This window comes from Burkholderia sp. AU16482 (assembly GCF_002223285.1).
In the GTDB taxonomy this organism is placed as follows: Bacteria; Pseudomonadota; Gammaproteobacteria; order Burkholderiales; family Burkholderiaceae; genus Burkholderia; species Burkholderia semiarida.
Genome location: NZ_NKEY01000003.1, coordinates 780503 through 803091, shown reverse-complemented (window position 1 = coordinate 803091; position 22589 = coordinate 780503). Strand labels below are relative to the sequence as shown.

Genomic DNA, 22589 nt, shown 5'->3' with positions numbered 1-22589 from the left:
AGCTAAGTCGATCACCGAGGTGACACTAGTCTCCGACCTGCGTAGCGGTGCTGCCAATCAACATGCAACCGCATTCGGTGTGGTGGCCATGTAGCGCGACACGCTCGCCGCCAATTGTCAATGTTGGATGTGCTTCAATGATCTTGTTAATGCCGTGCGATTTGCCATCGGGATATTTCTCTGGGCAGTCAACGAGATCATGCAGACGAGCAATCGCCTTACCTCCAATCGTATGGATATCCGAGCCGCTGATCACGCGCCCCCCATGCGATGTCATATCTCCGACCACGATGATAGCTAGTGCCATTTTTCACCTCAACAAAGTTGAGAACGAGTTTCTGCGTGTTGTCTGGACAGAGGTGCGCGCGCATCAATCACCTTCTTGATTGGATTCCTCGTCGGGATAAGACGGGTAGGTGCTTGCTATCCTACCTTTGATGTAGGCTATGCGGCCGTTATATGCTTTCATCAAACAAGCGTTATCACTACAGGAATTCCGTACTGTCTTGATCCAGTTAATTTGATTCAGTCTCACTGGATCTTGGTATGAAATTTCTTTCGAATTGGTCAGCATCATCGCAACGTAGCCACGATTGACGGTCGCATCGAGTTTAATCAGATCTGGATTCTTGCATATAAGGTGTTCGACATTCGTTGCGGCTTTACTGCAGTCGAAACTTTGCTCCGCATTTGCTGGCGCATGGGTCTGACGCGCGAAGGCGTACGCCCAAGAACCGTCGAGCAACACCATCTCGTCCTGCGATCGATAGATCATCGCAGATCGGAGGCCCGAGCAGAGCGGTGCGTCGACATCACCCAGAATATAGGTATCCGTCAGCGCCGCGCCTTTCGCATGGAACTTCGCGCTCAGAAAGGCATTGAATTTGTCTCTGGAACCGAACGAGTGAGAGATGACCGGGTCGACATAGAAGTTCATTTTCTTGTCGATCTTTACGTTGCAACTGTGCCCGGTGTAATGAAGTGCAAACGCACTGTCATCGAAAGTGAGAAAAGCTGCGGTCTGGGGATTGACCGGAAAGGGCAACTGGTGTGTGTCATGTCCTTGTTCGAACTGCGCTGCACCTATCATTCGATATATTTCCTCGGCCGATGCATGCGCCGGCCCAAAGACCACCGACATCAGGAGGATTAAGCTCAGTGTGATTTTCTTCATGAAAAAAGACATCGTTCGTTTAATGGTTGGAATTGTAAGTGCCTAGGCAAAACATGTCGTGCTCTCGTTCGCGGCGCGTCTTGTTTTCGATATCCAGGAATTCGACAGGTGCTCCAGTGTAGTCACCGTTGTTCAGTTTACGACACAGACTTGGCGCTTTGCTCAGACTGCCCATGTTAAAGGCGAGCGAGACCAGTGCATCGTACTCGTGCTGGTAGAGCGGTACGCTGATCGCATTCTTGACACGACCTTCGATCACCGCGACATCGTTGTCAAAAAGTGTCTGAGCCTCAGCAACGGTTATCTTGCTCGACATTGCAATGTACCCGTTCGCCGCACAACTGCTTTCGGCAATCAGGTGACCCCAGCCAACCGTGCAGTAGCCCTTACTGTCGTTGTAATAGTAAGTATTTGCCTTCGCAGTGTCATAGTGCACACCCTCCCACCCCTTGATAAATGCCTTGCCTTGATCCGAAATTTTCAATTGCGCTATCGGGATCCGTTGACCAGTAGGCTTGAGCGGAGGGGCATCGAGAAATGTCGCCTTGTAGCCCTCCTGCAGAATCGCAAGCGAATCGATCAAGTCGCTGCGACGCTGGAACGGAGCGGCCAACGATGATCCGTTCAGTTTCGAGTGGGGATCGAATCCGAGAGCGCCCGAATACGTCTCGAAATGGAGCATCGACACATTTTCGCTTCCGACGACATGCAGCGGGGTACCGTTGCCCTTCAACAGCACTCCGCTGTTAGCAAGAACTTGCCCCTGGCTTACTGTGTCTCCGATTTTCACCTTTGTGGACGATGGATCGACTTCGCCGTACAAAGCGATAAACTCTCGGCCATCAGAGGTCTTGTGATGAATACTGATTTGCCAAGTTTGGCAATAGAAAAATTCGCATTTGATAACAACACCCGGTGCAATCGCTACGATCGGAGTGTGTGCCTGCACGTAAAGGTCGCGGGCCGCATGCTTCCGACCGCCAGCGCGATTCGCACCAAATCTTGCTTGATCATGACCACCGCCATGTAAAGGTTTGGTCCATGTATAGTCCGACGACGTCGTTCCGTATACGCCACCCTCGTCATTTAGCGGGCGGGTTTGTATCGGAAAAATTATAGGTGCAGCGCCCTGACGAGGTACCGAAGTCGGCGCTCCGCTATCGTTGTTCGGATGATCGTTCTGCGGTGGGCTACCCGGTGGATTTGGTTTCTTTGGCGTCGGCTCATCCGATTTCCGAGTCTCGGCCGGGGGGACCTTCAATTTTTGGCCTACGACGATGAGGTCTGATTTCAGTCCGTTCACCCGCTTGAGCAAATCAACGCTCGTATGATATTTCTTCGCGATTGTCGTCAGATTGTCGTGCGACTTGACAACGTAAGTGCCGCGCCAGTAATTGCCTTTCGCCGTATCGTCGACTTTGGTCGGCAACTCATGCTTGGTCTTCGGACTGGTCAGATTGAAGTAGGCCTGGGACAGAGACGCGTTCAAACGCGCGACTTCCTTCATCGTATCGCTAGTCCAACGCTTCACATGCACAGATAGCGCAGTGCCCATTTGAACCGAGAACCGGATGGCACCCTCCGCATTTGTCGATGCGGCGTGATAGACCTGATTCGCGCGGTCTTCCATACCCTTGATCTCGATTTTCAAATCCTGGATCGGTCGGCCAAAGTGATCCTTGAAATAGACCGTTACGGCGGACAGAGGATCAGTGTTGGTATTCGGGGCGGTCATGATTTTTCCGGATTGGCTCGAATGGCGTTCAGGCGCTGTGATTGACGTAATGGTCCGGATCGTCTGGAGTAGCTTCGCCGGAATCGCTGGACGATGGGGCTACCGATTCGACTAGCCAGGACCCTTGAGTGCCGACGAGTACCTGGAGGGTCTCGGGTTGGTCGGTCGTCAAGCGTGGCGTGCGACCATGCTCATCGAGAGTACCCTGAGCGACCACCTCACCATTCTCCCGTCGCGCCGTATATTCGACCTCGCCGAACTCTCTCTGCCAGTAGATATCATAGACATCGAGTCGGTTGCTGAATGCTTTGGGCATGTCAAAACCGGGTACGACGACAGGTAGCGACTTCGGGCCCGGCAGCGCATGGTTGCCTGCATAGGCGGTCCATTGCGCGGGCGTACCATGCTCGATTCCTGCACCGCTGATTCGGATATAGCTACCGCGCGCGTTGAGCAGGATTTCCTCGGCGGCGGTGATCTCGATCCGACGCTTTGCGCTGATCAGTTTCAGAACCTGATCGGCGATTATCTCGACATTATCCGACTGCGCCTGGATTTCTACCTTACCCTTTGCTGCGAATAGCTTCATCCCCGCATTCTTAACGAATAGGCTGACTTTTTCGGCCACGCTTGCGATCAATGATTTCCCTGCAGCCAGATGCGTGCTTTCACCGCTGACGATATTTACATGCTGGTCAGCCGTGATCTGCGTCGACTGTTGCGTTGATGTCGCGATACCGGCCGGGCTCGCGAACAACATGATCGGGGCCTTGAAACCGTTCGCACTGCCGGTACCGCCACCGGCGGTGCGACCTCCGGTAGAAGTACCGGCAACACTTGCCTGCGTCGCGTCGGTAAATGCACGCAACGCATCATAGCCTGCGCTGAGACTCTCAGCGCGATGCCCTGCACTTGCATCAGAAAGCGACTGGACAACGCTTTCCGCATTGACGAGCTGGCTGGTCGCGTGACGCGCATCCATGGGCTGTTTGACCGATGCGTCGTAGCTTGAGACGAAAAGCCCCTGCGCCGCACGAATTGCGCCGTGAGCGTCCGATTTCAAATCGAAACCGCTGCCGAGATAGGGGCCGCGGGTGTTACCATCCTGATCGATGAGATAGCCGAGGTGGAGAAGCGTGTTCGAACTGCTGCTGAACAGCCGAACACGATTCTGCGCAGTAGCGTCGTCCAAGACCATCTCGTTGTAGCCAGCACCTGCATACTCTTTCGATCGGTAGCCCGACAGGATGCCATTGCTGTGCCATTGCGGCTGAACGCTCCCGTTGTAAACGCGATGCAGCACGATGGGCCTGTCACAGTCACCCCCGACATAGCCAACCAGCACTTCCTCTCCGACTCTCGGAACGTGTACGCTCCCGTAACCACCGCCCGTATCCGATTGTGCGACTCTCACCCAGCACGAGGCATTCGCGCCCCCCGAACTTTGGCGGTCCCACACGAACATGACTTTGACGCGGTTCAATGCGTCCGTATACACCTCTTCGCCCTGCGGCCCGACGACGATTGCCGTCTCCAACTCCATCGTCGGCTTCTTGTGTTCGAAGGGACTCCGATACGGAACTGTGACACGCTGCGCTTCGACTTCGACCAGATAAAAACCGGCCGAGCCATCTTCATGAGTGACGATCTCACCCGATTGCTCAAACTTTGCCTGTGCTAGTTCGCTCTGCAAGCTATATGGAAAGCTCGCTTCGTGATTCGATAGCGGCAGATTGTTTTCGACGTACCGACGCACTTTGATCGATGCGAATTCTCGGTGCCCGGCTTGATCACGATCGTGCTCAGGATGGCCAGTCAGTACGAAACGGCGGCCGGCATCAATGGCCCGAACGCCCCCCATACCAAGAAATCTCTTCGCTCTCGATTCCCATTCCTCTAGATGAATCTTCGAGAGATGTTCACCGCGATCCCGGTTCAGATACGTGTAGGCGCCGGTATATTCGTAGACTTCCGTCTGTTCCGGCAAATTTCCCTGACCGGCCATCGTCGGCAGCGTCGTACCTTTCGGGTTGGCAATAGACGATGGTGCCTTGTAGTCAAACGTACGCGTCGTATGTACGGTACTCTGCAACGTCCGCGAGCCTGCCCATCGCGTAAAAGCATCCGTTTCGCCAGTCGCGCCCGATTTGGAGAACTCGACTGGATTGGGAGATACCTCATCAAGCGAGTAAATGTCATCGGTTACGATGAGCCTGTGTGACTTCCCCTCGTTGTCCTGGCGCCAAAAACCGAACAAGCCTTCTTCTTCCATCAATCGATGGACAAAATTCCAATCGGTTTCACTCTGACGGCAGTACGAGCGCGAGGGTAACGTCTTCAGCAAGGCGAATTCGAATTGTCCCCGCGCTTGTGGATGCGCATTGAATACATCGGTGAGGATGGCGTCAACGCTCTGGTCCTGCCAGTACCGCATATCGCTGCGGAACTTTAGGAAATGCATCCATGAAGCGAAGGCCAACTGATAGCTTGAAAGGCTTCCGTCAGTACCGAGTCTGCGAGCTGTATGAATGTATCCGTTGATCGGTAAATAAGACTTGTTCGCTTGCTGCAACCAAAGGGTCATCGGCTGAGCAATCAGCGTTTTGAGCTCAATATCACCTGCTGTGGATACCGTGTCGAGCGTGACACCGAAGTCACGGCCAAGCTCGGAGTAAGTCACCGCCCGACGCGGGACAAGCGCATTCTCCGGCAGCGATGGGATGCTCGTCTTGAGCAGGCGATCTTGCTGGATCAGGCCGCCACGAATTGCCTGAGCCACTTCGGTCATGTTCATGCGTTATCCATCTTGTTGTTTTTTGCAAGCCCCAATGGCCTGCGCTCTCACAGGAACGGCTTCCCGTTATGTCGCCGCAATTTTAGCGATACCGACAGGCCTTGAGAATGTATCTTGACCGTGAAAACAACAATATGATCTGACAAAAATTCATACACTCGTCTGCGAGAGGCCGGGCTTAATGCGCGTAGCGCCGCCATTTATTACTCATTCGACACAATTTCCTTTCATATACATTTCCAAATCGCGATGTAGTCGAGTGTCAGTGCAATCATGATTCCGGCGGCCGCACCGGACAGATGCTCGAGATGCGGGGGCTCGCGTTTAGACGCAATCGGCGACAGTAAATCGTTAGTGAGAAATTCTCTGAGTCGCGCTTGAGCATCAGCAATAACGTAGGGCGGGGAATTCAGTAATTGCTCATCGCGGAATATGCCAATCGTATCCGTCGCGGCACGCCACGCCCTGTACGCGAAGGCGCGAATATGGGCGCGTCCGATTATCTTGGGACACGCGCACCGGACACCGATCGATGCCGTGGCGCTTGACCCGCAATGCGACTCGGTCGCCGCTCGCCGCTACCGATAAACGGCCCGTGGCTGCACTGGTGGGGCGACAACTAGCGTCCTTGCCGGCCCGCTGCTTTTTCTCGCTATCGCTCATCGTTCGACTCGGAATCAGAGAGCCACAGGTTCGAACCCTTTCGCTCCGACCAAGGAATCAAGGGGGTTCCGATTAACCACTGTAGCCCCATTTACGTTGACGGGCGCTTTTTTCCTGGCGCTCGAATCGCACACCTGTTTTCCGTGTCCGCGGCAGTACGGCCCGGCACGAACCACCCGCCGCATCGACGCGCCCGCGCCTCCCCACCCAGGCCCGCGCACGGAACTTGCTGGAACACGCGATAATACGTATGAACAACCCGCAACCGCGCATGAAAAACAACATTCTCGAAACCGCCCTGTGTGCGTCGCTACTCGTGCTTGCGACCACCGCCGGCACTGCGTCGGCGAAAGCGCTCGACGACGCGCTCGACTGCCATTCGACCGGGCACAAGTTCGTCGCGCCGCTGCTCGCCGCCGGCGACATACAGTCGGAGCCGATGCACGTCGAGTCGAATTCGGTCAATGCATTCCGCACGAACCACCCGCTGACGGCGTACGGCTTCGGCGTCTATGTCGTGCTCGGCTACCAGGCGAACGACCCGATCTTCCGTCCGGGCGACGGCACGCCGATCGGCGACTGGGCCTACGGCGTCGTCGTACGCAGCACGAAGGGTTCGGTGGAGGAAGCCGTACGCAAGGCCGGCAGCGACGCAACCGTCAAGCAGGCGTTCCCGTTCCTGACCGCGATCGTCTGCTCGTCGGATTGAGCAAATCGGCAGCACGAACTCGTGGGCGCGCCTGACGGGCGCCGCCGCGGATCACCCGCGACCACGGGACCTCGAGCGCCTTGCGGGGCCCGCTATCGCCCCCTCACGCGCCGGTATACACCACCCGATACGGAATACCGACCTTCTCCCACTCCGCCGCCTCCTGGCTGAGGCTATAGTCGGTCAACGGGTTCTGCTCGACCCATGCGTTCGGCAAACGCACCTCGTACCCGCCCTTCTTCATCTGCGAAACCGAGATGTCGGGCAGCCCCGCATCGGTCCGGCGCCGGCACAGCAGCGCCGCGAGCCGCAGACAGAACAGCAGCGGCCACTCGACCTCGCGCGCCTGCGACAGCTTGCCGAGCTTGCCCGCATGGCCGAGCACGAGCGCCGCGAGCCGCGCCTGGTCGGTACGCGAAAAACCCGGCATGTCCGCATTGCTCGCGATATAGGCCGAATGCTTGTGATACGCGCTGTGCGAGATCGACAGACCGATTTCGTGCAACGCGGCCGCCCAGCCGAGGAACATCCGCCCTTCCTCGCGCGCTTCCTCGTCGCCCTCCTCGAGCTCGTCGTAGAAGCGCACGGCGAGCGCACCGATCCGCTCGGCTTGCGCGCGATCGACGCCGTAGCGGCGCGTGAAGCCCTCGACGGTCACCGCCCGCATGTCCTCGTGCTGCGTCCGGCCCAGCAGGTCGTACAGCACGCCGAGGCGCAGCGCGCCGTCGGTCGTATCGACGTAGTCGACACCCAGCTCCTCGAACACCGCCAGCATGATCGCGAGGCCGCCCGCGAGCACCGGCACGCGGTCGGGCTTCAGCGCGATCAGCTTCAGCCGGTTGACGTTCTCCGCCTTGATCAGCGCACGCTTGAGCCGCTCGAGGCCGCCGCGCGAAATGCCGTGCGTGATGCCCGGATCGTTGAAGCCGTTCGCCTCGACGAGCTCCGCGAGCGCCCGCGCGGTGCCGGACGAGCCGATCGCCTGGTCCCAGCCGGCCTTCTTGTACTCGCTCGAAATGATCTGGATCTCGCGCTTGGCCGCGAGTTCGGCCTGCCGCATCGTGTATTCGTCGACGTTGCCGGCCGGGAAGAAAGTGCGGCTATGGCTCACGCAGCCGATATAGAGGCTTTCCATCACGATCGGCGTGTAGTGCGAGCCGATGATGAATTCGGTCGAGCCGCCGCCGATATCGACGACGAGCCGCTTGCCGGCGCTCGCCGGCACCGAGTGCGCGGCGCCCGCATAGATGAGGCGCGCTTCTTCGCGGCCCGCGATCACTTCGATCGGGAAACCGAGCGCCGCCTCGGCCTCGCCGAGAAATTCGGCGGCGTTCTTCGCGACGCGCAGCGTGTTGGTCGCCACCGCGCGCACGTGGTCGGGATGGAAATCGCGCAGGCGCTCGCCGAACCGCTTGAGCGCCTCCCAGCCCCGCTCCTGCGACGCGCGGTCGAGCATCTTGTCGCTCGACAGCCCCGCGGCCAGCCGAACCGGCTCGCGCAGCGCATCGACGGGGTAGATCTGGCTGCCCGCCGGCGTTTCCTCGACGCGCCCGACGATCAGCCGGAAGCTGTTCGAGCCGAGATCCACGGCAGCCAGCAAGTGGGGAGTTGTAACCATCAGAAGGGGCTCCGTGCGCGTTCTTCCGCGGCAGCCGTTCCGGCAACCGAGGGCGATCAATCAAAGGCGACATTTTAAGCGTGGAACGCTTGCCGTTGCCACGCTTGACGGGCATGCACGCCGCTCGATTCCATATAGCCGAAACATTTATGCGACGAAAGGGTTACGGCGTAGAATTTCCGGATATAAAGGCATTATTGTCATCAGCACGTCATCGTACCGTGAGAGTTTCCGAGCGTCTGTTCGAATCATCGCCTGAATTACCCTCTACCCTGCCGATGTCCGTCCGTTACCCGCTTCTCAATCGTGAACTCGGCATCCTCGGTTTCAACGAGCGCGTGCTGGCCCAGGCGGCCGATCCGCATGTCCCGTTGCTCGAGCGCCTGCGTTTCATCTGCATCACCAGCAGCAATCTCGACGAATTCTTCGAAGTCCGGATGGCCGGCCTGCAGGAGCAGATTCGCGACAACCCCGGCGCGCTGACGCCCGACGGCATGTCGTTGCAGCACGCTTACGATCTCGTCGTCGAGCGCGCCCAGCGGCTCGTCCATCGACAGTACACGATGCTGCACGAAACCGTGCTGCCAGCGCTCGAACAGGAAGGCATCTACTTCCACGCGAGCGACACGTGGAACGACGAGCAGCTCGAATGGGCGCGGCGCTACTTCCTCGACGAACTGCTGCCCGTGCTGACGCCGATCGGCCTCGATCCGGCCCATCCGTTCCCGCGCGTGCTGAACAAGAGCCTGAACTTCGTCGTCGAACTCGAAGGCCGCGACGCGTTCGGCCGCCAGGCCGTGATGGGCATCGTCCAGGCGCCGCGCGCGCTGCCGCGCGTCGTGCGCATGCCGCATGCGCTGTCGGGTTTCGAGCACGGCTTCGTGCTGCTGAGCTCGTTCATGCAGCGCTTCGTCGGCGAACTCTTCCCGCAACTCGTCGTGAAGAGCTGCAATCAGTTCCGCATCACGCGCAACAGCGAGCTGTTCGTCGACGAAGACGAAATCACGAACCTGCGTGTCGCGTTGCAGGGCGAATTGCCCGCACGCCACCTCGGCAATGCGGTGCGCCTCGAAGTGTCGGCCGACACGCCGGCGCACATCGTGCGGCGCCTGCTCGACGAAAGCGAGCTCGGCGACAAGGACTGCTATCGCGTGGCGGGATCCGTGAATCTCGTGCGCCTGATGCAGATTCCCGACCTCGTCGATCGTCCCGACCTGAAGTTCACGCCGTTCACCGCGTCGACCCCCGCGGCAATCACCAACGCGCCGACGATGTTCGACGCGATCGACGCCGGCGACATCCTGCTGCACCACCCGTACGAGAGCTTCCAGCCGGTGCTCGAACTGCTGCAGCAGGCCGCGAGAGACCCGAGCGTCGTCGCGATCAAGCAGACGATCTACCGCACCGGCACCGACTCGCCGCTGATGGACGCGCTGATGGAAGCCGCGCGCAACGGCAAGGAAGTGACCGTCGTCGTCGAGCTGCTCGCGCGCTTCGACGAGGAAACCAACATCAACTGGGCATCGCAGCTCGAAGCGGTCGGCGCGCACGTGGTGTACGGCGTGGTCGGTCACAAGTGCCACGCGAAGATGATGCTGATCGTGCGCCGCGTCGTCGAGGGCGGCAAGGCATCGCTGCGCCGCTACGTGCACCTCGGCACCGGCAACTACCATCCGCGCACCGCACGCCTGTACACCGACTTCGGGCTGATGACGGCCGACCAGAAGATCTGCGAGGACGTTCATCACGTATTCCAGCAACTGACCGGGATCGGCGGCGAACTGATGCTGCACGAACTGTGGCAGTCGCCGTTTACGCTGCATCCGCGCATCATCGATTCGATCCGCGCGGAGATCGACAATGCGCAGGCCGGCAAGCGCGCGCGGATCGTCGCGAAAATGAACGCGCTGCTGGAGCCGTCGGTGATCGCCGCGCTGTACGAAGCGTCGCAGGCCGGCGTCAAGGTCGACCTGATCGTGCGCGGCGTCTGCGCGCTGAAGCCCGGTGTGCCGGGGCTGTCGGAAAACATCACGGTGCGCTCGATCGTCGGCCGCTTCCTCGAGCACCACCGCATCTACTATTTCCACGCGGGCGGCGCCGAGGACGTCTATCTGTCGAGCGCCGACTGGATGGACCGCAACCTGTTCCGCCGCGTCGAAGTCGCGTTCCCGATCCGCGATCGCAGGCTCAAGCGTCGCGTGATCGCCGAAGGGCTGTCGGTGTGCCTCGGCGACAACCAGTCGGCATGGCAGATGCACAGCGACGGTCACTATCGCCGCCGCCGCACCGGCAAGACGATCCGCAACGCGCAGCTCGGATTGCTCGCGAAGTTCTGTTCGTGAGCCGCCCGCGATGCGGGTCGCGCGTCGCGCCGGAATGAAAAAAAGCAGCCCGCGGGCTGCTTTTTTCAACGGCGGGCCGCTACGCGATCATGCTTCGTAAGCGGCCGGCCGGATCGCGATGACGCGCGAGCCCGGGAACCGCGCGGTGAACGTACTGCCGCGCCCTTCCTCGCTCTGCACGTACAGATGCGCGTCGTGCCGCTGCAGCACGTGCTTGACGATCGCGAGCCCGAGGCCCGTGCCGCCCGTGTCGCGCGAACGGCTGCGATCGACCCGGTAGAAGCGCTCGGTGAGCCGCGGCAGATCGGCGGCCGGGATCCCGAAGCCGCTGTCCGTGACGGAAAACACGCCCTGCGCGCCGTCGCGCCGCCACGACACGGCGATCTTGCCGCCGTCCGGCGTATAGCGGATCGCGTTCGTGACGAGATTCGCGAACGCGCTGAACAGCTCCGTCTGCGCACCGGTGACCCCGAGCGTCTCGTCGATCGAGAACGTGATGTCGTGATGCCCGTTCGACAGCGTCCGCGCGTCTTCCTTCAGATGGTCGAACACCGCCCGCATGTCGATCGCACGATCGACCGGCGGCTTGCTCTCGCCTTCCAGCTTCGCGAGCACCAGCAGGTCGGTCACGATGTGCCGCATCCGCGACGCCTGCTGCTCCATCATGTCGAGATAGCGCGCGCGATCCTCCTCGTTCAGCGGCAGCTCGCGCATCGTCTCCAGAAAGCCCGACAGCACGGTAAGCGGCGTCTTCAGCTCGTGCGACACGTTCGCGACGAAGTCGCGCCGCATCGCGTCGGTGCGCTCGAGCTCGGTGATGTCCTGCGTGAGCAGCAGCTTGCGGTTCTCGCCGTACGGAAACACCTGCACGGCCAGCACGTTCTGCCGCGAGTCGCCCATGCCGCGCATCAGCAGCGTGTCCTCGTAGTGCTGCGCATTCAGGTAGCGGACGAAATCGGGATGACGCACGAGGTTCGTGATGTGCTGGCGCAGGTCACGCTTCGCATCGAGGCCGAAATGGACTTCGGCGATCGCGTTGCACCACTCGATCTGGTCGTGGTCGTCGAGCATCGCGACGCCGTTCGGCGACGCCTGGATCGCCTGGATGAAGCGCGAGTGCTGCTGTTCGACCTGCCGCACCTGCGCATGCCATTGCTTCGCGAGCTTGTGCAGCCGGTAGTAGATCTCGCCCCAGATGCCCGGCGCGCTCGGCACTTCGCCGTAGACCGGCGCATCGAGCAGCCGCCACAGACGCTGCGTATGGAAGGTGCTGAAAAAGCCCTGCGCGACCAGCATCACGACCACGAACACGAGGCCCGCGGTCGGGCCGGCGAACACGCCGACCAATACGCCGATCAGCACGAGCAGCACGAGCGACACCAGAAAGCGCGCCCAGATGATGTTCATGATTCAGCGTCCGAAAGAATGAACGGCATGCCGCGGCACACGGCACGCCCGAGTACGTTACGCGTGCTTGGCGAGGCGGTAGCCGCTGCCGCGCACGGTTTCGATCATCGCATCGCAGCCGGCCGGTTTCAAGGCCGCGCGCAATCGCTTGATGTGGACGTCGACGGTGCGCTCCTCGACGAACACGTGGTCGCCCCACACCTGGTCGAGCAATTGCGTGCGGCTGTGCACGCGCTCCGGATGCGTCATGAAGAAATGCAGCAGGCGGAACTCGGTCGGGCCGAGATCGAGCTTGATCTCGCTGCCGTCCCCGTGCGCGGCGACGCGATGCGTGGCCGGATCGAGCCGCAGCCCGTTGATCGACACGACGTCCTCGGTCAGCTGCGGCGCGCGGCGGCGCAGCACGGCCTTGATGCGCGCCATCAGCTCCTTCGGCGAGAACGGCTTCGTCACGTAGTCGTCCGCGCCGATTTCGAGGCCGAGCACCTTGTCCTGCTCGTCGCCGCGGGCGGTGAGCATGATGATCGGGATGTGCTTGGTCCGTTCGTTGTTGCGCAGGTCGCGCGCGAACGCGATACCGGACTTGCCCGGCAGCATCCAGTCGAGCAGCACGAGATCGGGCAGCACGTCGCTGATCAGGTTCTGCGCCTGTTCGGCGTTGTACGCGCGGATCGGGCAGTGACCGGCGTGCTGGAGATTCACCGAGATCAGTTCGGAAATCGCGGGCTCATCTTCAACGACGAGAATGTTGCTGGGCATCGGCACCTCTGTTCTTCCTGTACGGAGTCGATTAACTGTTGGCTTCGCGATCGAGCGTGTCGCGCGGCTGGTGCCGCACGTCGGTGCCCTTCACGATGTAGATGATGAATTCGGCGATGTTCTTCGCATGGTCGCCGATCCGTTCGATCGCCTTCGCGATGAACAGGTATTCGAGGCCGACCGAGATCGTGCGCGGATCTTCCTGCATGTACGACACGAGCTTGCGCACGAACGCACGGAATTCCTGGTCGATCTCCTTGTCGTCCTTGACGATCTGCGCGGCGGCCACCGTATCGAGGCGCGCGAACGCGTCGAGCGCGCGGCGCAGGATCGTCACGGCCATCTCGCCCGACACCTTGATCTCGGCGATGTTGACCGTGCGCGCGGCCGGCTCGTCGATCAGGCGGCGCACGCGCTTCGCGATCTTCTCCGCTTCGTCGCCGGCGCGCTCGAGGTTCGTAATCGTTTTCGAAATCGACATCAAAAGACGCAGGTCACGCGCGGCAGGCTGCCTCCGCGCGATGATGTTGCCGCATTCCTGGTCGATCTCCACTTCCATCGCGTTCAGCGTTTCCTCGGCCGCGATCACCTTCTCGGCCCGCTCGCGATCGAATTCGTTCAGCGCGTGCATCGCGCCGACGATCTGCGACTCCACGAGTCCGCCCATTTCCAGCACTTTCGACGACACGGCATTCAGGTCCGCGTCGAACTGGCTCGACAGATGTTTATCCGACATGACTGTTGTTCTCCGTCATCAGCCGAAACGGCCGGTGATGTAGTCTTCCGTTTCCTTGCGCACCGGCTTGATGAAGATCTTTTCGGTTTCGCCGAACTCGATCAGCTCGCCCAGGTACATGTAGGCCGTGTAATCCGAGCAGCGCGCGGCCTGCTGCATGTTGTGCGTGACGATCACGACCGTGTAGTCGCTCTTCAGCTCCGCGATCAGCTCCTCGATGCGGCCCGTCGAGATCGGGTCGAGCGCCGAGCAAGGCTCGTCGAGCAGCAGCACTTCCGGCCGGATCGCGATGCCGCGCGCGATGCACAAGCGCTGCTGCTGGCCGCCCGACAGCCCGTAGCCGCTCTGGCCGAGCTTGTCCTTCACTTCGTTCCACAGCGCGGCCTTCGTGAGCGCCCACTCGACGCGGTCGTCCATTTCCGAGCGCGTGAGCTTTTCGAACATCTTCACGCCGAACGCGATGTTGTCGTAGATCGACATCGGGAACGGGGTCGGCTTCTGGAACACCATGCCGATCCGCGCGCGCAGCAACGAGATGTCGCGCTTCGTCGTCAGCAGGTTCTCGCCGTCCATCAGGATTTCGCCTTCGGCGCGCTGCTCCGGATAGAGCGCGAACATCTTGTTGAACGTGCGCAGGAGCGTCGACTTGCCGCAGCCCGACGGGCCGATGAACGCCGTCACCTTCCCTTCGGGAATGCGCAGGTTGATGTTCTTCAGCGCGTGGAACTTGTTGTAGAAGAAGTTGAGGTTGTTGACCTCGATCTTCGCGTTCAGCGGCGCGAGCGGACGGCCGTGCGCCGCGTCTTGCGTGCCGGCGGGCGCAGCAGTGCGCTCGACGGGATTCAGGTGGCTTTCTGCCATATTCATCGGATTGCTCCGCCGTTACTTTTTCGAGAAGATCGAGCGCGCCAGGACGTTCAGTCCGAGCACCCCGAGCGTAATCAGGAACACGCCCGCCCACGCGAGCGACTGCCACTCCGCGAACGGGCTCATCGCGAACTTGTAGATCGTGACGGGCAGGTTCGCCATCGGCTGGCTCATGTCGACCGAGAAGAACTGGTTCGACAGCGCGGTGAACAGCAGCGGCGCCGTTTCGCCGGCAATCCGCGCGACCGCGAGCAGCACGCCCGTCACGATCCCGCCGACCGACGCGCGCAGCGTGATCTTCAGCACCATGCGCCACTTCGGCGTGCCGAGCGCGACGGCCGCTTCGCGCAGCGCGTTCGGCACCAGCTTCAGCATGTTCTCGGTCGTGCGGATCACGATCGGAATCTGCAGCAGCGCGAGCGCGATCACGCCGGCCCAGCCCGAGAAGCGCCCCGACTTCGCGACGACGATCGCGTACACGAACAGGCCGATGACGATCGACGGCGCCGACAGCAGGATGTCGTTGATGAAGCGGATCGTGCTCGCCAGCAGGTTCTTCTGCCCGTATTCGGCGAGATAGACGCCCGCGAGGATGCCGATCGGCGTGCCGACCAGCGTGCCGAAGCCGCACAGCAGCAGGCTGCCGACGATCGCGTTCGCGAGACCGCCGCCTTCCGTGTTCGGCGCCGGCGTCGATTCGGTGAACAGTTGCAGCGACAGGCCGCCGACGCCGAGGTGCACCGTGGTGTAGAGAATCCACACGAGCCACAGCAGGCCGAATGCCATCGCGGCGAGCGATGCGGTGAGCGCGATCGCGTTGATGGCCTTGCGCTTGCGCTGCAGGCGGTTGCGCATCGCGTCGAGCACGGCGCCGTCCGGCCCCGGGAAATTCATGATGGGCTCGCTCATTTCTTGCCCTCTCCCTTCTCGAGACGAAGCAGCAGCAGTTTGGAGATGGACAGCACGATGAACGTGATCACGAACAGGATCAGCCCGAGTTCCATCAGCGCGGACGTATGCAGGCCCGGTTGCGCTTCCGCGAATTCGTTCGCGAGCGCCGACGTGATGCTGTTGCCCGGCGCGAACAGCGACACGCTGTCGAGCAGGTTCGTGTTGCCGATCACGAAGGTCACGGCCATCGTTTCGCCGAGCGCGCGGCCGAGGCCGAGCATCACGCCGCCGATCACGCCGGTCTTCGTATAGGGCAGCACGACCTTCCACATCACTTCCCAGGTCGTGCAGCCGATTCCGTATGCCGATTCCTTCAACAGCACCGGCGTGACCTCGAACACGTCGCGCATCACCGACGCGATGTACGGGATGATCATGATCGCGAGGATCACGCCGGCCGCGAGGATGCCGATGCCGATCGGCGCGCCGGACGTCAGCGGGCCGAGCACCCACACGTCCTTGAACAGCCGGCCGATCGGCTTCTGGAAGTACTCGGCGAAGATCGGCGCGAACACGAGCAGGCCCCACATGCCGTACACGATCGACGGAATCGCGGCGAGCAGCTCGATCGCGATGCCGAGCGGACGGCGCAGCCACACGGGCGCCAGCTCGGTGAGGAACAGCGCGATGCCGAAGCTGACGGGCACCGCGATGACGAGTGCGATCAGCGACGTCACGAGCGTGCCGTAGATCGGCACGAGTGCGCCGTAAATGTCCGAGTTGGGATCCCACTCGGATTGCCACAGGAAGCCGAGGCCGAACTTCTGGATGGTCGGCATCGACGCAATGATCAGGGAAACGATGATCCCGCCGAGCAGCAGCAGGGTCACGATCGCGGCGAGCCGCGCAAGGCCGCCGAACAGGACATCCCCGAGACGGCTCGGCGCGCGCTGCTGCGCAGCGTCGGGCGATCGTGAGGACGTGTATGAAATATCAGACATGGGTGCCTGCTTTGGATCGCCGGGCGCCGTGACGCCCGGCCTTACCGCACACACTGCCCGACCGGCGCGGCCGGGCAGCGAACCGCTGGATCGCTTACTCGGCGGCGACCGGCTTGCCCGACGCGTCGGTCACCTTCGTCTTCCATTGCTTGCGGATTTCCGTCTCGACCGTCGCCGGCAGCGAGATGTAGTCGAGGCTGTCGGCAGCCTTCTCGCCGTTCTTGAACGCCCAGCTGAAGAACTTCAGCGTTTCCGCGCCCTGCTCCGGCTTGTCCTGCTTCGCGTGCAGCAGCACGAACGTCGCGCCGACGACCGGCCAGGCTTCCTTGCCCGGCTGGTTCGTCAGGATCTGGTAGAACGACTTCGACCAGTTCGCGCCTGCCGCCGCGGCCTTGAACGTTTCCGTCTTCGGCTCGACCACCGTGCCCGTCGAATTCTTCAGGGCCGTGTAGACCATGTTGTTCTTCTTCGCGTACGCCCATTCGACGTAGCCGATCGCGCCCGGCAGGCGCTGCACGAAGGCCGCGACGCCGTCGTTGCCCTTGCCGCCCGTGCCCGTCGGCCAGTTGACCGTCGTGCCTTCGCCGATCTTCGACTTCCACTCGTCGTTGACCTTCGACAGGTAGTTCGTCCAGATGAAGCTCGTGCCCGAACCGTCGGCGCGGCGGACCACGGCGATGTCCGTATCCGGCAGCTTGACCTTCGGGTTCAGCGCGGCGATCGCCGGGTCGTTCCACTTCTTGATCTTGCCGAGGTAGATGTCGCCGAGCACCGGGCCCGACAGCGTCAGTTCGCCGGCCTTCACGCCCGGCACGTTGACGACCGGCACCACGCCGCCGACCACCGTCGGGAACTGGAACAGGCCTTCCTTCGCGAGCTCTTCATCCTTCAGCGGAGCGTCCGAACCGGCAAAATCGACCGTCTTCGCGACGATCTGCTTCAGGCCGCCCGACGAACCGATGCCCTGGTAGTTGACCTTCGAACCGCCGGACTGCTGGTAGTCGGCAGCCCATTTCGTATAGATCGGCATCGCGAACGTGCTACCTGCGCCCGTGATGTCGGCAGCGTGGGCGGCGACGGCGAAAAGCGCGCCAGCCAGGCCGGCAATCGCGGTTTGCATCAATTTCATGAGACCTCCAGTGTGTGAGCGGATGACTACGGCACCGCGAAGGTTAGGGGCTGCTCATGACGGTAATGTGACAATCGATGAAACTGGCGTGACAGTAACATGACTGGTTGAAAGGGAGTATGGGGTGGCGCGCCGGCGGCGCAGCGGCGGTGATGGCGGCAAGAATTGCCTGCCTCGGAGGGCGGACGGACGCCGTTTTCACCGGTGGGCGGGCGCGTCGTGGCGTGGCGTCAGCCGGGGCGGGAAGCCCGGTGCGGAGGCTGGCCGGCTTCCGGGGTCGGATGCGTGATTTGAGCGGAAGACTGCGTGGGCGGAAGGTCAGCTCTATCAGTACGGCAAACCTTTGCGTCCGACAAAATCACGGCGCCCGAAGGCGCCGCACGCAAATTCGTCAGAGCCGGCGCGCGGGCGGTCGAACCACCGCGCGCCGCTGACATGGATCAGCTCGTCGCCGCCCGCACCGCGTCGGCAATCGCCTCCGCATGGCGCGCCGCATCGGCCGCCTGCTGCGCTTCGACCATCACGCGCAGCACGGGCTCCGTGCCCGATGCGCGGATCAGCACGCGTCCGCTACCGGCAAGCGCGGCTTCGGCGGCATCGATCGCGGCGCGAATCGACGCGCTGCCCTTCCAGTCGGCGCCCGGCTTCATCCGCACGTTGATCAGCTTCTGCGGGAATAGCGTGACGCCGTCGAGCATCTGTGCGAGCGTGCGGCCGCTGCGCTTCAGCGCGGCCAGCACGAGCAGCGCCGACACGATGCCGTCGCCGGTCGAATGCCGGTCGAGCGACAGGATGTGGCCCGACCCTTCCGCGCCGAGCTGCCAGCCGTGCTCGCGCAACTGCTCGAGCACGTAGCGGTCGCCGACCGCCGCGCGGACGAACTTCACGCCCTCGCGCTGCAGCGCGACTTCGACGGCGAGATTCGTCATCAGCGTGCCGACCGCGCCGTCGACCTTGCCGTCGGTCGCGATCCGATCCTTCACGAGCACGTAGAGCAGTTCGTCGCCGTTGTACAGCCGACCGGTCGCGTCGACCACTTGCAGGCGGTCGGCATCGCCGTCGAGCGCGATGCCGAGATCGGCGTGGTTCGCCCGCACCGCACGCACCAGCGCGTCCGGCGCGGTCGCGCCGACGCCGTCGTTGATGTTGAAGCCGTTCGGCGCCACGCCGATCGGAATGACGTCCGCGCCGAGTTCGTGGAACACGTGCGGCGCGATCTGGTACGCGGCGCCATGCGCGCAATCGATCACGAGCTTCAGCCCGCGCAGGTCGAACGCGGCCGGGAACGTGCTCTTGCAGAATTCGATGTAGCGGCCGGCCGCGTCGTCAAGGCGGCGCGCCTTGCCGAGACCGTCGGACGCCGCGCATTCGAGCGGCTTGTCGAGCCACGCTTCGATCGCGGCTTCGGTGTCGTCGGGCAGCTTGTTGCCGGCCGCCGAGAAAAACTTGATGCCGTTGTCGTGATACGGGTTGTGCGACGCGCTGATCACGACGCCGGCCGACAGACGCAGCGCGCGCGTCAGGTACGCGACGCCGGGCGTCGGCATCGGGCCGGCCAGCATCACGTCGACGCCGGCCGCCGAGAATCCGGCCTCGAGCGCGGCTTCGAGCATGTAGCCCGACACGCGCGTGTCCTTGCCGATCAGCACCGTCGGACGCGAGCCCGCCGCGACGTCGGCCGAGCCGGCCAGTACCTTGCCGGCCGCATAGCCGAGACGCAATACGAAATCCGGCGTGATGGGCGCTTCGCCCACCGTGCCGCGAATGCCGTCCGTGCCGAAATATCGACGTCCCATGGGGTCCTTCCTCCTTCGTTTTTCTGACTTGCTTATCGTTGCCGCGCGGCTGCGCGCACGGCATTCCAGACTTTGAGCGCATCGACCGTCGCCGCGACGTCGTGCACGCGCACGATCGCGGCACCGCGCTCGACCGCGCACAACGCGGCCGCGACGCTCGCCGCGACGCGCTCCACCGGCGGCTTGCCGCCGATCACCGCACCGAGCATCGACTTGCGCGACATGCCCGCGAGAATCGGATAGGCGCGCCCGTCGGGGCGCGCGGGCGCCGTGTCCGGCAACGCGGCCAGCAGCGCATAGTTGTCGTCGACGACCGCCTTGCCGAACCCGAAGCCGGGATCGACGCAAATGCGCTCCGCCACCACCCCCGCGTCGCGCAGCGCCTGGGCGCGCGCGGCGAGAAAATCGCGCACGTCGGTCACGACGTCGCCGTAGTCAGGTTCGCCGGCCTGCATCGTCTGCGGCTCGCCCAGCATGTGCATCGCGCACAGCCCGCTGTTGCCCTCGCGCACCGCGTCGATCGCACCCGGCTGGCGGAACCCCCAGATGTCGTTGATCAGGTCCGCGCCGGCGGCCAGCGCCGCACGCATCACAGCCGGCTTGTAGGTATCGATCGACAGCGGCACGTTCAGCGGCCGCAGCGCCTCGACGAGCGGAATCACGCGCGCGAGTTCCTCGTCGAGCGGCACGGGTGGTGCGCCGGGGCGCGTCGATTCGCCGCCGATATCGAGCAGATCCGCGCCTTCGGCAATCATCCGTTCGGCCTGGCGCAGCGCATCGTCGCGCGCGAGGAAGCGGCCGCCGTCGGAAAACGAATCGGGCGTGGCGTTGAGGATGCCCATCACGAGCGGGCGTTCGAACGTCAGTTCGAAGCGGCCGCACCGGAGCGGCGCGGGAATGAACGGGGACACTGCGGAATCGGACACGAGCAACGGACGTGGATGAATGCAAAACGGGCCGGTGTGAAGCCACACCAGCCCGTATACGGCGCTAAAGCGGAGATTATGCCGCCGGCGACGCCGGCGCCGGCGCGGTGCCCGGCTTGACCTCGGCGGCGGCGCTGCCGCCGCCCGACGAATCGCCGCCGACAGCCGGCGAGCTCTTCGGCGAGCGCGGCGGACGACCTTCCATGATGTCGTTGATCTGATCGGCGTCGATCGTCTCCCACTCCATCAGTGCGGCCGTCATCGCTTCGACCTTGTCGCGGTTCTCTTCGAGCAGGCGGCGCGCGAGGTTGTACTGTTCGTCGAGCACGCGGCGGATTTCCGAATCGACCTTCTGCTGCGTCGCTTCCGAGATCGTGCGCGTGAAGCCGCGGCCGAACGGCGACGCATCGTTCTCGTCGTCGACGTACACCATCGGCCCGAGCGCGTCGGTCATGCCGAATCGGGCGACCATCGCGCGCGCCGTCTGCGTGGCCTTGTTGAAGTCGTCCGATGCACCGGTGCTGACGAGGTTCATGAACAGCTCTTCGGCCACCCGGCCACCGAACAGGATCGCGAGGCGGTCGAGCAGGTAATCCTTCGAATACGTCTCGTTGTCATGCTCCGGCAACTGCCACGTGACGCCCAGCGCGCGACCGCGCGGGATGATCGTGACCTTGTGCACCGGGTCGGCCTTCGGCAGCAGCTTCGCGATGACCGCGTGGCCCGACTCGTGATACGCGGTGGCGCGCTTCGCTTCCTCGCGGATCACGGCCGACTTGCGCTCCGGACCCATGAAGATCTTGTCCTTCGCGTCCTCGAAATCCTGCATCTCGACGATGCGCTTGCCGCGACGGGCGGCGAACAGCGCAGCCTCGTTCACGAGGTTTGCGAGATCGGCGCCCGAGAAGCCCGGCGTGCCGCGCGCGATGACCGCCGCGTCGACGTCGTTCGCGATCGGCACCTTGCGCAGGTGCACGCGCATGATCTGCTCGCGGCCGCGGATGTCGGGCAGCCCGACATAGACTTGGCGGTCGAAACGGCCCGGACGCAGCAGCGCCTTGTCGAGCACGTCGGAACGGTTGGTGGCGGCGATCACGATCACGCCCGAGTTCGCCTCGAAGCCGTCCATCTCGACGAGCATCTGGTTCAGCGTCTGTTCGCGCTCGTCGTTGCCGCCGCCCATGCCGGCGCCGCGATGACGGCCGACCGCGTCGATTTCGTCGATGAACACGATGCACGGCGCATGCTTCTTCGCCTGCTCGAACATGTCGCGCACACGAGCCGCGCCGACACCGACGAACATTTCGACGAAGTCCGAACCCGAGATGCTGAAGAACGGCACCTTCGCTTCACCCGCGATCGCGCGGGCGAGCAGCGTCTTGCCGGTACCCGGAGGGCCGACCAGCAGCACGCCGCGCGGAATGCGGCCGCCCAGTTTCTGAAATTTCTGCGGATCGCGCAGGAAGTCGACGAGCTCGGACACTTCTTCCTTCGCTTCGTCGCAGCCCGCGACGTCGGAGAAGTTCACCGCGTTGTTGTTCTCGTCGATCAGCCGCGCACGCGATTTCCCGAACGAGAACGCGCCGCCTTTGCCGCCTCCCTGCATCTGCCTCATCATGTAGAACCAGAACACGATGATCAGGATCGTCGGCCCGAGGTAGTACAGCGCGGACATCAGCGCGTTCGGCTCGTCGTCGGCCTTGCCGCTGACCTGCACGCCGTACTTCATCAGATCGCCAACCATCCAGATGTCGCCGGGCGACACGATCTGGTATTTCTGGCCATCAGCCGGAGTGACGGTGAGGTTGCGCCCCTGAACGATGACGTTCTTGACCTTGCCGTTCTTGGCGTCATCCATGAACTGCGAATAGGACACGCCTTCCTGGACGCGGGGCTTGTCGAACTGCTTGAACACCGTAAACAGCACCAGTGCGATCACCAGCCACACCGCTGCCTTCGAAAACATATTGTTGTTCAAAGCACCACTCCTTCACTCGTAGACGAGCGCCTACATTTTCCTTGCGGCGCCCCTCGGTCATTCT

The 22589-nt window shown here is 62.4% G+C and carries 17 protein-coding genes; 2 read left to right on the top strand and 15 right to left on the bottom strand.

Features of this window, described 5'->3' with window-relative positions; genetic code table 11:
• Nucleotides 1-25 precede the first annotated feature (25 nt).
• From CFB35_RS06290 to CFB35_RS06275, 4 genes are all read right to left on the bottom strand, one after another.
• On the bottom strand, nucleotides 26-307 hold the full coding sequence (locus tag CFB35_RS06290) for a PAAR domain-containing protein (RefSeq protein ID WP_081066583.1): 282 nt from the start codon (nucleotides 305-307) through the stop codon (nucleotides 26-28).
• A 63-nt stretch (nucleotides 308-370) separates the two neighbouring features.
• Nucleotides 371-1174, bottom strand: a complete 804-nt coding sequence (locus CFB35_RS06285) for a lysozyme inhibitor LprI family protein (RefSeq protein ID WP_226232572.1) — start codon at nucleotides 1172-1174, stop codon at nucleotides 371-373.
• Nucleotides 1175-1193: 19 nt separating this feature from the next.
• The gene (locus CFB35_RS06280) at nucleotides 1194-2909 is read right to left on the bottom strand and encodes a glycoside hydrolase family protein (RefSeq protein WP_059573859.1); all 1716 of its coding nucleotides are present in this window, start codon (nucleotides 2907-2909) and stop codon (nucleotides 1194-1196) included.
• 28 nt (nucleotides 2910-2937) lie between these two features.
• Nucleotides 2938-5703, bottom strand: a complete 2766-nt coding sequence (locus CFB35_RS06275; protein WP_089464668.1) for a type VI secretion system Vgr family protein — start codon at nucleotides 5701-5703, stop codon at nucleotides 2938-2940.
• Nucleotides 5704-6637: 934 nt separating this feature from the next.
• Here CFB35_RS06275 and CFB35_RS06270 point away from each other — a divergent pair.
• Nucleotides 6638-7075, top strand: coding sequence for a hypothetical protein (locus CFB35_RS06270; protein ID WP_089464965.1), 438 nt, complete (start codon nucleotides 6638-6640; stop codon nucleotides 7073-7075).
• A gap of 103 nt (nucleotides 7076-7178) precedes the next feature.
• Here CFB35_RS06270 and ppx read toward each other — a convergent pair whose 3' ends face one another.
• On the bottom strand, nucleotides 7179-8693 hold the full coding sequence (gene ppx / locus CFB35_RS06265) for an exopolyphosphatase (protein ID WP_060011517.1): 1515 nt from the start codon (nucleotides 8691-8693) through the stop codon (nucleotides 7179-7181).
• 278 nt (nucleotides 8694-8971) lie between these two features.
• Here ppx and ppk1 point away from each other — a divergent pair, with 278 nt between their 5' ends.
• Nucleotides 8972-11035, top strand: coding sequence for a polyphosphate kinase 1 (ppk1, locus tag CFB35_RS06260; protein WP_089464667.1), 2064 nt, complete (start codon nucleotides 8972-8974; stop codon nucleotides 11033-11035).
• Between the two features lie 87 nt (nucleotides 11036-11122).
• Here ppk1 and phoR read toward each other — a convergent pair whose 3' ends face one another.
• The 10 genes from phoR to ftsH form a co-directional block, all read right to left on the bottom strand.
• Entirely contained in the window at nucleotides 11123-12442 is a 1320-nt protein-coding gene (gene phoR, locus CFB35_RS06255) for a phosphate regulon sensor histidine kinase PhoR (protein WP_059644238.1), read from the bottom strand.
• Between the two features lie 57 nt (nucleotides 12443-12499).
• A complete protein-coding gene (gene phoB / locus CFB35_RS06250) occupies nucleotides 12500-13201 on the bottom strand; it encodes a phosphate regulon transcriptional regulator PhoB (protein WP_006750313.1) in 702 nt (233 codons plus the stop codon).
• Nucleotides 13202-13232: 31 nt separating this feature from the next.
• Complete coding sequence (phoU, locus tag CFB35_RS06245; RefSeq protein ID WP_059573864.1) at nucleotides 13233-13937, bottom strand: phosphate signaling complex protein PhoU; 705 nt, start codon at nucleotides 13935-13937, stop codon at nucleotides 13233-13235.
• Between the two features lie 18 nt (nucleotides 13938-13955).
• On the bottom strand, nucleotides 13956-14804 hold the full coding sequence (pstB, locus tag CFB35_RS06240; protein WP_006490515.1) for a phosphate ABC transporter ATP-binding protein PstB: 849 nt from the start codon (nucleotides 14802-14804) through the stop codon (nucleotides 13956-13958).
• Between the two features lie 15 nt (nucleotides 14805-14819).
• Nucleotides 14820-15713, bottom strand: a complete 894-nt coding sequence (gene pstA, locus CFB35_RS06235) for a phosphate ABC transporter permease PstA (RefSeq protein ID WP_059573866.1) — start codon at nucleotides 15711-15713, stop codon at nucleotides 14820-14822.
• Entirely contained in the window at nucleotides 15710-16696 is a 987-nt protein-coding gene (gene pstC, locus CFB35_RS06230) for a phosphate ABC transporter permease PstC (RefSeq protein WP_089464666.1), read from the bottom strand. The genes pstA and pstC overlap by 4 nt, the downstream gene beginning before the upstream one ends.
• A gap of 94 nt (nucleotides 16697-16790) precedes the next feature.
• Nucleotides 16791-17825, bottom strand: a complete 1035-nt coding sequence (gene pstS, locus CFB35_RS06225; RefSeq protein WP_059644229.1) for a phosphate ABC transporter substrate-binding protein PstS — start codon at nucleotides 17823-17825, stop codon at nucleotides 16791-16793.
• A gap of 440 nt (nucleotides 17826-18265) precedes the next feature.
• On the bottom strand, nucleotides 18266-19621 hold the full coding sequence (gene glmM / locus CFB35_RS06215) for a phosphoglucosamine mutase (protein WP_089464665.1): 1356 nt from the start codon (nucleotides 19619-19621) through the stop codon (nucleotides 18266-18268).
• A gap of 32 nt (nucleotides 19622-19653) precedes the next feature.
• On the bottom strand, nucleotides 19654-20595 hold the full coding sequence (folP, locus tag CFB35_RS06210; protein WP_089464664.1) for a dihydropteroate synthase: 942 nt from the start codon (nucleotides 20593-20595) through the stop codon (nucleotides 19654-19656).
• Between the two features lie 28 nt (nucleotides 20596-20623).
• On the bottom strand, nucleotides 20624-22525 hold the full coding sequence (ftsH, locus tag CFB35_RS06205; RefSeq protein ID WP_059573871.1) for an ATP-dependent zinc metalloprotease FtsH: 1902 nt from the start codon (nucleotides 22523-22525) through the stop codon (nucleotides 20624-20626).
• Nucleotides 22526-22589: the final 64 nt, after the last annotated feature.

Coding starts and splice junctions, on each gene's coding strand:
- CFB35_RS06290 (WP_081066583.1), bottom strand. CDS start 307: ATGGCACTAGCTATCATCGTGGTCGGAGATATGACATCGCATGGGGGG.
- CFB35_RS06285 (WP_226232572.1), bottom strand. CDS start 1,174: ATGAAGAAAATCACACTGAGCTTAATCCTCCTGATGTCGGTGGTCTTT.
- CFB35_RS06280 (WP_059573859.1), bottom strand. CDS start 2,909: ATGACCGCCCCGAATACCAACACTGATCCTCTGTCCGCCGTAACGGTC.
- CFB35_RS06275 (WP_089464668.1), bottom strand. CDS start 5,703: ATGAACATGACCGAAGTGGCTCAGGCAATTCGTGGCGGCCTGATCCAG.
- CFB35_RS06270 (WP_089464965.1), top strand. CDS start 6,638: ATGAAAAACAACATTCTCGAAACCGCCCTGTGTGCGTCGCTACTCGTG.
- ppx (WP_060011517.1), bottom strand. CDS start 8,693: ATGGTTACAACTCCCCACTTGCTGGCTGCCGTGGATCTCGGCTCGAAC.
- ppk1 (WP_089464667.1), top strand. CDS start 8,972: ATGTCCGTCCGTTACCCGCTTCTCAATCGTGAACTCGGCATCCTCGGT.
- phoR (WP_059644238.1), bottom strand. CDS start 12,442: ATGAACATCATCTGGGCGCGCTTTCTGGTGTCGCTCGTGCTGCTCGTG.
- phoB (WP_006750313.1), bottom strand. CDS start 13,201: ATGCCCAGCAACATTCTCGTCGTTGAAGATGAGCCCGCGATTTCCGAA.
- phoU (WP_059573864.1), bottom strand. CDS start 13,937: ATGTCGGATAAACATCTGTCGAGCCAGTTCGACGCGGACCTGAATGCC.
- pstB (WP_006490515.1), bottom strand. CDS start 14,804: ATGAATATGGCAGAAAGCCACCTGAATCCCGTCGAGCGCACTGCTGCG.
- pstA (WP_059573866.1), bottom strand. CDS start 15,713: ATGAGCGAGCCCATCATGAATTTCCCGGGGCCGGACGGCGCCGTGCTC.
- pstC (WP_089464666.1), bottom strand. CDS start 16,696: ATGTCTGATATTTCATACACGTCCTCACGATCGCCCGACGCTGCGCAG.
- pstS (WP_059644229.1), bottom strand. CDS start 17,825: ATGAAATTGATGCAAACCGCGATTGCCGGCCTGGCTGGCGCGCTTTTC.
- glmM (WP_089464665.1), bottom strand. CDS start 19,621: ATGGGACGTCGATATTTCGGCACGGACGGCATTCGCGGCACGGTGGGC.